The organism is Bradyrhizobium sp. UFLA05-153, from assembly GCF_054185185.1.
Genome location: NZ_JBBIAM010000193.1, coordinates 1 through 10,488, shown reverse-complemented (window position 1 = coordinate 10,488; position 10,488 = coordinate 1). Strand labels below are relative to the sequence as shown.

The 10,488-nt window shown below is 64.7% G+C and carries 12 protein-coding genes; 7 read left to right on the top strand and 5 right to left on the bottom strand.

What is annotated here, in order from left to right:
• From Q2941_RS48465 to Q2941_RS48445, 5 genes are all read right to left on the bottom strand, one after another.
• Positions 1–751, bottom strand: a 751-nt coding sequence (locus tag Q2941_RS48465; RefSeq protein WP_458197094.1) for a hypothetical protein, incomplete at its 3' end; no start/stop codon positions are given.
• A gap of 1 nt (position 752) precedes the next feature.
• Complete coding sequence (locus tag Q2941_RS48460; protein WP_458197092.1) at positions 753–1,025, bottom strand: hypothetical protein; 273 nt, start codon at positions 1,023–1,025, stop codon at positions 753–755.
• Positions 1,012–1,869, bottom strand: a complete 858-nt coding sequence (locus tag Q2941_RS48455) for an MBL fold metallo-hydrolase (RefSeq protein ID WP_458197091.1) — start codon at positions 1,867–1,869, stop codon at positions 1,012–1,014. Before Q2941_RS48455 ends, Q2941_RS48460 begins: the two co-directional genes overlap by 14 nt.
• A 43-nt stretch (positions 1,870–1,912) precedes the next feature.
• On the bottom strand, positions 1,913–3,667 hold the full coding sequence (locus Q2941_RS48450; protein ID WP_458197090.1) for a B12-binding domain-containing radical SAM protein: 1,755 nt from the start codon (positions 3,665–3,667) through the stop codon (positions 1,913–1,915).
• Between the two features lie 142 nt (positions 3,668–3,809).
• A complete protein-coding gene (locus tag Q2941_RS48445) occupies positions 3,810–4,007 on the bottom strand; it encodes a hypothetical protein (RefSeq protein ID WP_458197089.1) in 198 nt (65 codons plus the stop codon).
• 103 nt (positions 4,008–4,110) lie between these two features.
• Between Q2941_RS48445 and Q2941_RS48440 the strand changes: the two genes are divergently transcribed.
• From Q2941_RS48440 to Q2941_RS48410, 7 genes are all read left to right on the top strand, one after another.
• Positions 4,111–5,658, top strand: coding sequence for a phenylacetate--CoA ligase family protein (locus Q2941_RS48440; protein WP_458197088.1), 1,548 nt, complete (start codon positions 4,111–4,113; stop codon positions 5,656–5,658).
• A 25-nt stretch (positions 5,659–5,683) separates the two neighbouring features.
• Positions 5,684–6,247, top strand: a complete 564-nt coding sequence (locus tag Q2941_RS48435) for a GNAT family N-acetyltransferase (protein ID WP_458197087.1) — start codon at positions 5,684–5,686, stop codon at positions 6,245–6,247.
• A 41-nt stretch (positions 6,248–6,288) separates the two neighbouring features.
• The gene (locus tag Q2941_RS48430; RefSeq protein WP_458197086.1) at positions 6,289–7,470 is read left to right on the top strand and encodes an aminotransferase class V-fold PLP-dependent enzyme; all 1,182 of its coding nucleotides are present in this window, start codon (positions 6,289–6,291) and stop codon (positions 7,468–7,470) included.
• Positions 7,463–8,731, top strand: a complete 1,269-nt coding sequence (locus Q2941_RS48425; protein ID WP_458197085.1) for a YcaO-like family protein — start codon at positions 7,463–7,465, stop codon at positions 8,729–8,731. Before Q2941_RS48430 ends, Q2941_RS48425 begins: the two co-directional genes overlap by 8 nt.
• The gene (locus Q2941_RS48420) at positions 8,725–9,537 is read left to right on the top strand and encodes a DUF455 family protein (RefSeq protein ID WP_458197084.1); all 813 of its coding nucleotides are present in this window, start codon (positions 8,725–8,727) and stop codon (positions 9,535–9,537) included. Before Q2941_RS48425 ends, Q2941_RS48420 begins: the two co-directional genes overlap by 7 nt.
• A complete protein-coding gene (locus Q2941_RS48415; RefSeq protein WP_458197083.1) occupies positions 9,534–10,031 on the top strand; it encodes a hypothetical protein in 498 nt (165 codons plus the stop codon). The genes Q2941_RS48420 and Q2941_RS48415 overlap by 4 nt, the downstream gene beginning before the upstream one ends.
• Positions 10,019–10,488 (top strand): cobalamin-dependent protein (locus tag Q2941_RS48410; protein ID WP_458197082.1); only part of this gene is annotated, 470 nt, incomplete at its 3' end. The genes Q2941_RS48415 and Q2941_RS48410, both read left to right, overlap by 13 nt.

The following is a 10,488-nucleotide window of genomic DNA, read 5'->3' as shown; positions in this document are numbered from 1 at the left end:
GGAGATGGGCGAGGATCATGCCGAGGGCGAGCGGGAGGTAGTTCGAACGGCCCCATTTCGCCCGCACGCCGTCTGGATGCCAGATCGACGACCGCGAAATGCCCGACTGAATGCAGTAGACCGGCACCCGCCGCCCGCGGGAATACTCGCGCGACCGCTTCGGACTCGGCCACTGAGATGCGGCGACGGACTGCGCCGCAGGCTCGGCAGCAATCAGCGCGCCCTCGACCTGCGCTCGCGCCAACAGCGCCTTGGCCCGCCGCCGTCCTTCGGCCTGTGCCACTAGCGCGCCATCTGCGATAAGCCCACTCAAGACCGCGCGTGCCTGCGTCGGGTCGGGCCAGGCCTTAACCAGATGTGCCGGGATCGCCCCGGCATTGAAACGGGCAAGCAGTGGAAGGAAGCCGGGCGGCAGCGCCGCGCGCGGGCGCTCGGAAGCCCAGAGATGCCAGCCCCCGAGCCAAGGGAAGAGCGCCAGCCGGTCGCCAATGCCATGTGCCGCGTCGAGTACGGCGGGATCCGTCACCTCGGCCCAGGGCACCACCTCGGGTAGAGGAAGCGCCTCACCCAAGCCGCCACCGCCCCCCCGCGCCAGCCGGAGCACAGCAGCGTCATCCGGAGTGGGCACATCGGCGCCGTCGAGCCAAGCAAGCGCCGCCGCGCCGAGCGGGGTATAGGCGTCCGCCCCGGGATGCCAGCCCATGAGCTTCCCGTTGGCCGCAAGCAGAATTGCCTCGGGCCGGGCGCGCATATTAGGCCTGCTCGAATCTCAGGAAGAAGCCGCGGGCGTCGCGGTGGGCCGTCACCCTCTGTCCATCGGGCGCGCCCGTCACCGGCACACCCGGGTCATCGGTGAAGTCCATTTCCATTGACAGCCAAGCATAAAGTGCCCGCGCCATCGCCTCGGTGAAGTTCTTATCGTATTTCTGGATGATCACGCAGGCTAGCTGCACGACGAGTGGCACGTCTTGGTCGTCGAGCACCAAATCGGTCGCCTTCGCCGCGTCATTCTCAAATCGTTGCATGCTGTCGTTCCTTGAAGCTCGGGGGCCGTGTCCACTCTTCATGAAGTGCCGTGACCATGTGCAGATAGACTTCCGGGTGAACGTCGCAGCGGAGAAAGCCGTCGCGGCGGTAGATGCCGAACCAGATCTCGCGCAGGCCTAAGCCCTGCCGGATGCCTTCCTCGACCCGCGCAGCATAGTATTCAAAGAACCGTAACAGGTCCTCGACGTCGGCGCGCGTCGCGGGCGGGCCGTGGCCTGAGACCACCTGCGCACTGCGCTCGTCTAGCACGCGCCGCAGCGCCGCGATCCAGTCGTTAACCCGCCCGAAGCCGTCGATGCAGGACCAGCGCCCGATATATGGCGGCACGCGGTTAAAGACCGTGTCGGCGGCAAAGAGCACGCGCCCGTCCGCGGACCATAGGATCAGGCTGTCGTCGGAATGCCCGCCGACGCGGGCAAAGGGCAGGGCACCGGCCTCTGTCTCTATTATTCCTTCATCGCGCGTCAGGGTGATAGAAGGCGCGACGATCTGGCATGACGCGAAGGCCGGCCCCAGTTCGTCCTGCATCGCCGCACCATGGTCGACGATGCGCGCGGCGCAGCGCGCATGGCAGACAATGCCCTGCGTCGCGCCGAAACTCTCGGCGCCGAGGACATGATCTCGATGGAAATGCGTATAGATGATTTGCCCGATCGGCTTGCAGATCCGCTGCGTGATGTCGCGGGCGATGCGTGTGGCGTAATAGGTATGCGTCGTGCTGTCGATCAGAGTGACGCTTCGGCGGCCCTCAATACCATAGACATTCGACAGCCCATTGTCGGCAATGTAGCCGAAGACCGTCTCGGTGAACCGGCGGAACACATAGGGCCATTGTGCAAGCCCCAGCGGATCGCGCGCAGGGGTGTCACAGACCATTGGCGCACAGCCGTTCTTCGCGGCCCTCCACCGTGCGTTTAACGGGCGGGCGCTCGCCCGGCGCCATGGCGGCGTGCAGAGTCGCGATAGACTGGCCATCTTGGCGGAAGATTAGCAGCGCCTCCTCGAGCCAGTCGAGGCACGGCGCGACGGCGCGGGCGGGCAGGGCGGTCCGTTCGGGCAACGCAACGTCAGGCACCCGGTCCTCGAGCGCGAGATAGACGCGGCGCGCCAAGCCCTCGAGCTTATAGTTCAGATAACCATTCTCGCGATAGTCGTATTTCGACAGGACCAGCGTCGTTCCGTCGTCTTGCCAGTGGCCAGGGCGGCTACGGTTTTCGGCGAGCAGCGCTTCAACCTCTTTCCAGAGCGCCATGTGCAGTGCGATGTTCGGGCTCTCGACTTGGGGGATCCACTCGATGTCGGGGAAGCGGTCGGCCTGCCCCTCGGGCCAGAAATGGGTCGAGATCGCCCGGTCCACAGCGCGCCAGTTGCTGCGCTCGAGAAAGCGCTGGATTCTGGCGCCGTCGCGGGCTCGGAATTCGACCGGGCCCGAGAACACATTGCCGTTGAGCAACTCCGGAAAGCGCTTGAGCATATCGATCGTCTCGATCACATGCCGGGGTGTCTCACCGGGGTGAAACTTGATCAGATTGGAAATGGCGCTGATCCCCGCGAGTTCGGTCAGCTTGATGCAGCGCAGGTTCTCTAGCCGCCGCGGCTGCTTAGCCATGCGCCGAAGCAGATCGTCGCTGAGGCTTTCGATGCCGTACTGGATAAAGCCGCAGCCGGCCGTGCGCAGCGCCTGCAGGGTCTCGAGGTCGATCGGCTCGGGCACGAATAGCATGCCGAAGTTGATCTCGAGTCCGCGCGCGATCAGCGCCGCGCTTAGCGCCCGCATGCGAGCAATGCTGTCGTTCGAGGCGAGATCAGTGAAATAGAAGCGTCGCGTCCCGAGGCGCGCTTGTTGGCGAGCGATCTCGCCGACGATGGTCTCGACGCTGCGAGCGGTGCTGTGAGCGTGGAAGCGAAAATCGCTGCAAAATACACACTTGCCCCAGAAGCAGCCGCGGATCGAGATGACTGGTACTGAAACGTCGAAGCGCGCGCGGTTCTCGGGCGTGAGCCACGAAAAATCCGGATCGGGCAGCGCGTCGAGAGCGGCACTGTCCATCTGCAGGCGCGGCGGCCCTGTGACGATCCTGCCTTGCGCATCCTTCGCGATCACCCCAGGCAGGCCGACCCAGGCGTGGGGCGTTTTAAGGCTGTCGAGAAGCGCCGCGACGGTTACTTCGCCTTCGCCGACGACGGCGGCGTCAATAGGCAAATTCGCGACAAGCATGTGCCCCGTGGCCGGGGTCACGTAGAAGCCACCCAGCACGATCCGCGCGTCTGGGGCGCGCGCACGGATGCGCGGAATCAGCGCCAGCGTCGGAAGGAGCTGGTGATTAAGCAGCGACATCCCGATGAAATCGGCCTCGCCGAGGTTAAGCCCGTCTAGCCAGCGCTCGAGAAAGCAGTCGAGTTCGGCGCGCAGCGCCGGGAAGTGCACCGACCAGACCGCCTCGCAGGCCGAGATGGCGTCGTTCCATTGGGGCGGGCGCGGAGAACTCCCGAAGGCGAGCGCTGAAAACAACGCCTGTCCGATATGTAAGGGCGAGGCGGCGTCCCAGTCCCGTTCAAGCCTCGGGACGTGCTCAAGCAGGAATCTGGCGCAATCAGTGTTCAGATCGCCGACGCGCACACTGCAATTACACGCCCGAAGGATCGACGCGATATACGCCAATCCCACTGACGGAACCGTTAGCGGCTGGAAAGGCGGATTGACAAGGACGGCCGCGGTTCGCCCCGAGACTCTCATGTCTTCCGGGACAGAAGGTTTCAAATCAGGTCATGTTGTTCGGAGAGTGGAGCAGCGTCCGACCGAGTTTCTTGTTCAGTTCCAATTCCTGCGGTCCGAGCTTCGAGCGAAGCCGTTTGATCGAAATACGGAATTGGCGCCCCTCGTCGTCGGCGACATCGACCTCAAAACCGGTGGCTTCAACGTCTTCGTCGCCCTTACCCTTGCCTTCCTCGGCTTCCATTGCACCCTCCTTGCCGGATCAAAATGCCTTGAAATGTGAACGCCTAAGGTTACACCCAACAGTAGTAGGGTAACATGAATCTAACGAAAGGGAAGCGGCAACTGTGACCGAGATGATACAGACCTTACCTCGCGATGCTCGGGCGCTAATCTTTCGAGAAGGCATTTCCGTCGACTGCGACGGTGCGTTGACCTACCTCTCCGACCGCGCCACCGCCCGCCGGTTCCTCGTCCATTCGTCTGAACGGGATGCGCTGTTTTTACTGCGCGCGGGCACGACGCGGGATGCCTTGGGTGCGGCGCTGGCGCGCATCGCGCCGGGGGTACCTGCAGAAGATTACATAGCGCTCTACGACGATCTGCTGTTGCTGGCGCCGGCCCCTCAAGATCTGAGCGCGACGTTGCGTGCACGAATGGATGAAGCTCGGCACGCGGCCTTGCGCGACGCTGTTGACCGCGCGGTGCGCGAAACGTTGTTCTACAAGCGCCGGATCGGCGACGCGGCACGGGTTCTGGTCGAGGGACCGATCCTCGAACGCTTCGCCGCGGAGGTTCCGCGACTGACCCGGTCAGACTGGCGAGCGGCCTTCCCCACCCAGTTCCTGCCCGCCGGCGAGACGCTGGCCATGCGGCTGTCCCAAGAAGGTGTGCGGCTGTTCCGGACCTCGGGCACAACTGGCGACCAGCTGATCACGCTGCACAACACCGGCTATCTCGATCGGATCTTCAAATCGACCTATCTGCACGAGAACATCTTCGAGAGGCGGCACGCGATTTTCGGACCGCTGCATTGCATGTCGCTATCCTGCGGTACCGCGATCCCGCCGTTTTCCGAGCGCTACGACGGCTTCGCCCTGACCGTCGCGCTGGCCGATCCGATGCGGTGCAGTCCCGCGGAGGCAGCGCGGATCGCTGAAGACCTGGCGATCGCCCAGCCCGAGGTCCTGGTAGCCGATCCGCATTATCTGGCCTCATTCCTGCTGGCGCTCGAGAGGCAGGACCCGATGCCATCCAGCCTTTCTCGTGTGTATCTCGGTTACAACTTCGTGCAGCGGACGACGCGGGCTTGGCTCGCCGCGCGTCTGGATACCAAGCCCCACGACATCTTTGGTATGACCGAATGCGGCTTTCAGATTATGCGCAGCTGCTCCTACGGCGGCGTGCATTTGAACGAGCAGTATTTTCATTTTGAATTCGAACCCTGGAACGCGGAGGTTGACCGTCTGATCGTTACCGCGATCGGTGACATCGAGTTGCCGCTCCTGCGATTTGAGTCCACCGATCTCTTCCTGCACAACGCACACTCCTTCTGCGCCTGCGGCTCCCCCCTGCGGTTGGCCGGAGATTTCGCGGGCCGCGTCAGAGATGCCTTTCACCTCGGCGGACGAAGCGTCACCCTCGGCAGTTTCGACCGCGCGCTGGGCGCGATCTCGGGGATGGTGTTTTACCAACTCGATCTGGCGCAAGGTGTGCTGCTGCGCTATCGGGGGACGGCGGATCCGGCACGGGTCACGGAACGGCTCGCCGAGGCCCTGGCCGCGCTCGGGGTCTCGGCCGAGCCGGTCGCGGCCGAGGCCGTGCGCGGCTTTCACTGGAGCGCCAGCGGCAAGTTCGAAGCGGTCGTCGGTCGGCACGGCAGCGGCACGGCCTGACATCTCATCGACGGAGACGACCACGATGCCATCAGACGCATCCGCCGCTTTCAAGCTACGCCCACTCAACGAAGGCTCGGCTGCCGAGATCGACCTAATCGTCGCGCGCACCATCGACACCGTGCTCGAGACAGTCCCGGAGTTCGGCGGGTCGCAGGCGCGCGCGGTCGCACTCATCCCAAATCTCACCCATGCGCAGATGCGCGAGATGTATGTGCGGGATTTCCCGAAGCCCACGCATAATTTCCTGGTCGCCGAAGCCAATGGCGTCGTGATCGGCCATTCGATCTATTTCCTGCGCCTGCCTGAGGGCGCAGCGCCCTTCGGCTATCTCTTCACGCGCTTTGTCACCCCATCCTGGCGGCGGCGCGGAGTCGGCTCGGGCATGCTCGCACACACGCTGGCCTGGTTTCGCGAGGTAGGCGCGACGCTTGTCTCAGCGCATACACATCCGACCAATACCGCGGAGCGCGGCCTGCTAGAGAGCGCGGGCTTCGGGCTGGTGGAGCGGCTAAGCGCGCCATGGGAAAGCCTACACTATCGCCTGGATCTCACCGCGTCACCCGACGAGCGAAGGAGCGCTGCATGACCGGAGCGATGCCGGCGAGGGAAGGTGCGTCGGCGCGAGCGGTGGCCCTGCGGGCACCCTTTCCGCAGCTGGCGGATGGTCGCGTCTATCTCGACAGCGCCGCGACAACGCTGAAGCCCGAGCCGGTGATCGCTGCTATGGCGGCCTACTACCGCACCGGCGTCGGCCCTGTGCATCGTAGCAACGCAGCGCGCGGCGCGGCGGCAACGCAGCACTTCGAGACCGCACGGCTGGAGATCGCGCAGATCCTCGGCGTTGCCTCGTCCGAGATCGTCTTCACCGGCAATTGCACCGCCGCGCTGTGCCTCGTTGCTACGGCCCTCGCCGATAGGCAGGCGCGGGTCTGGACGTCTCCTGCGGATCACCATGGCGCCCTGCTGGCGTGGCGAGGGCGGCGCGACATTCGGCCCCTGCCGCTGGACGCAAGAGGGGTGATTGCGGCGGACCGACTGAAGGACTGCAGAATCGGGGCGGGAGATGTGGTCTGCGTCAGTGTCGTCTCCAACGTCACGGGCCTCGCGCAGCCCGTTGCGGCGCTGGGCGCGGCGGTCCGCGCCGTGGGCGCGCGCCTCGTGCTCGATGCGGCGCAGGCGGTCGGCCATGGGAGCTTTGGCCCGCTTCGACAGGTGGCCGATTTTGTGGCGTTCAGCGGGCACAAGCTCTTTGGCCCCGAGGGCGTTGGCGTGCTCTGGGGGCGCTACGACGCGCTCGCTGAGCTGGTCGCGGTGCGGGCGGGTGGCGGCGGCGGCGCGGTGCGCAAGCTCTCCTATCCCGACCGTGCGACCTTCCGCCCGCCGCCACACGGACTTGAGGACGGTACGCCCAACACAGGCGGCGTTATCGGTACCGCGGCGGCGCTGCGGTTCTGGGCCGCGCACCGGACTTCAGCGCAGTCGGAGCGGCTGGCGCAGCTCGCCGATGGGCTGCGTTACCGTCTGGGGAGGCTGCCGGAGGTACGTATCCTCGGCGGGAGCGAGGCGCAGCCGGGCCGCGCGCCTATCGTGTCGCTGAGCCATCGCAAAATTGCGGGAGAGCAACTGGCGGGGTTGCTGTCCGAGCTCCACGGTATCGACACTCGCGGCGGCCATCACTGCGCCGAGCCGCTGCATCAGGTGCTCGCCGCCGAGACCGGCAGCCTGCGCCTGTCCTTGCAGCTCTACAATAACGACGACGACTGCGACCGTGCCGTAGAAGCGCTTGAGGCGGTGCTGGGTCGTGGTTGAGCCGCATCTCGAAGGCGATCTGACCGTCGCGCCAGAGTTCGACCTCGGCGCAGACCGGATTCTGACATATCAGAGCGGGCTGCGCTGCCGCCCTGTCGCAGAAATGCGCCGAATCGCCGAGCGCTACTTCGCACCGCTCGGGATCGACTTCGAACGCATCGACGTAAACGAACCCGTGGGCATCCCGATCTTCTGGGGGTGGCACCGGCGCGACTGGCTGTTCCAACGTCCCCAGCAGGAATGGAATTTCGGTGGCAAGGGACTCGACGAGGACCAGGCGATGGTATCGCTGATGATGGAGAGCCTCGAGCGCCGACAGGCGTCCCGGCTGGAACACCCCGTGCTCGTCGAAGCCGATGCTCGGGAGCTGGGCGCGCTTGTCGTGCCGGCCGAAACCCTTGCGCTTGCAACGCTTGCAGGGGTGAGGGAGTGGGGTTGGGCGCGCTCGCTGATGGACGGATGCGCCCGTCTGGTACCGGCAAACGCGCTGCTCACGCCCTATGACCCATTCTGTGGCCGAAAACTCTTCCAGGCCGAGTTCAACGGTCTCGCGAGTGGGGCAACAGCGGCAGAGGCAATCCTGCACGGCCTTTTCGAGCTGATCGAACGTGACGTGGTGATGCGGTTTCAGGCGCAGCGCTGGCCGGTCCGCCGCCTGCATGCCAGCGATCTGGAAAACGGCAACGCCCGTGCCGCACTGGAACGGCTGACGCGTCACGGCGTCGCCTGGCGGCTTTACCACCTTGGCCGGGCGCAGGGAGTGCACGTCTTCGCGGGGCTGTCCTTCGATTTGTCGTTGACTCCCGTCAGCGTACCACCGCTTGCGTCGGGCGCGCATGCCGATGCGGGAATAGCCGCCACCCGCTGCGTGACCGAGATCGTCCAGGCGCGTGCAAACACGCTATTCCTGCGCGAGACCGAGCCCGCCGCCGCCGACGCTAAGCGCAACGCGCGCCTTGCCGAGAGATACCTCCGCTTCCTGGGTGTCGCAGAGATGCCTCCGGTCGCTACGCCCGCCGCGCCCCTCGACATCGCGCAGCTTTTGTTGGACACGCTGGCCGCGCTACAGCGCGTCGGCGGGCATGTCTATGCCGCGCGGTTGGGGAAGGCGCCGGAGGGGCTCGAAGTGATAAAGCTAGTAGCGGCGGGCTTGCAGCCGGTGAGTGGTGCAGTTACCACTATTGCGAAAGTTGATAAGGGGTTGTTGAGCGACCGCCGAACGGCGCGGCTCTGGCGGCCATTGGAATATGACGATTGCTGATTGCGATGGATGACAGCATAGATCGATTAATCGAACTTCCTGAATTGCCGTCGAAAGCGGGGCGCGATTCACGCTTTCCCTGTGGCACGCCTGGGGACGACACGCCCACTATTCGCGACTGCGATCAGCTTTCACCACCCGAACAGTACTATGTCTACATGACGGGCGAATTGGCCGCGATGGAGATCAGTTCGGCCAATGTCTACGAATATGATGAACTGCCGTGGGAATTCTATCGCGATTTCGCCACACAGTCCTTCGACGAAGCACGTCATGCCGATGCCAACCGGCTACAGATTGTGGAGATGGGAGCCGATTTCGCGACCCTGTCGGCCACTAACCTCTATTATGACGGCTTCATCGGGCTTAGCCTGACCGCGCGCATCGTGGCGCTAGCGCTGGCCGGCGAAGCCTTCGCGCTTGACGACCAGCTTCAGCGCGGACGCGAGGCGCTGGAGGACGGTGATGTCAACATGGCGCGCACCACGGAGCGTATCATGCATGAGGAGCTGCGTCACGTACGCGTAGGGCTTCGTTGGGCAAGGTTTCTCGCAAAGTTGCTCGAGGAGGATTTGGATACGCTGATTGAGAAGGGCGAAGTCGAGGCCAACGCCCATATTGTCAAGCTCTTCAAGCCGAAGGATCCACCGCCCGAGAATCCCAAGCCAACGCGCCGGCGGGCGCCGATCTCCCGCTCGCTCCGGCGCCGCGCCGGGTTTACCGATAAGCAAATCAACGCGCTGTCAAAGCGCATCGGCCGCGAGATCGACGACGCGCCGCCCTATATCGAAGTGACCCGCTCATGATTTCCGCGGAGAAGACCCATCCCACCCTCCGAAAGCCTATTTCCGGGATTCACGAACTGCTGCCCGGGCTGTTCTTCGCCGAGGCTGCGATGATGCGCGGCTATGCCTATTGGGCGCCTGCGGGCACCGTCTTCGAGGAGAAGCTCGCGGCCTCGACCCTGTCCTATTTGCACATGCGCAATGCCGACGACGCACTGCGGCTGATGGACTTTATGCTTTATCCGCGGCCCGAGGCCGTCTTCGACCCCGGAGCCGGAAGGCGCACGGCCGCCATAGCCACCGCGCCCAACTTTCTGGACGCCATCGCCGGTCCGGGAGCCGAGCGGCCTGAAGAATCCGTCCGAGCGCTGGATGCTATGGTCGGGGCGACGGCGCTTTACGACTATCACATCGTCGAGGCCGGTCAGACCATCCTGGCGCGCTATAAGAGGATCGATCATATCCGGCTGGCACTGCAGGCCGCAGACCGCGATCCCTCCAAATGGCTCGCTTAGCTCTCGTTACAATTCGCAACCAGCTGGCTTTCGGGCCGCGCACTCTGCACCGCGTCGCCGATCGGGCCGGGCATCAGGTGGCCTCGCTTTTTATCGGCGACCATTTCCTCGACCCCCGGCCTATCACCGATGCGCAGCTGGCGCTGACGGTGGACTGGGTGCGCCACATGCGGGCCGAGGTTGTAGGTATTAGCCTGACCTCTTATGCCTTCACCGATGCGGTGCGGCTTTCGGTGCGGCTGCGCGCGCTGGCGCGCCCCCCGCTTGTAGTCTGGGGCGGGCATCACCCGACCATAGCGCCCGAGGATTGCGCGGTGCATTGCGACGTCATGTGCCGCGGCGAGGGCGAGAACGCGCTGCTTGATCTTTTAGCTGCGATCGATGCGGGCGCGACGTGCGATGCGTTGCTTGCCATCCCGAACATCGCGGGGCATGACGCCTCGGGCCGCTTGCTGCA

Excerpts from the sequence above, each read along its gene's own strand:
- Q2941_RS48460 (WP_458197092.1), bottom strand. The coding sequence starts at position 1,025 with ATGCAACGATTTGAGAATGACGCGGCGAAGGCGACCGATTTGGTGCTC.
- Q2941_RS48445 (WP_458197089.1), bottom strand. The coding sequence starts at position 4,007 with ATGGAAGCCGAGGAAGGCAAGGGTAAGGGCGACGAAGACGTTGAAGCC.
- Q2941_RS48435 (WP_458197087.1), top strand. The coding sequence starts at position 5,684 with ATGCCATCAGACGCATCCGCCGCTTTCAAGCTACGCCCACTCAACGAA.
- Q2941_RS48415 (WP_458197083.1), top strand. The coding sequence starts at position 9,534 with ATGATTTCCGCGGAGAAGACCCATCCCACCCTCCGAAAGCCTATTTCC.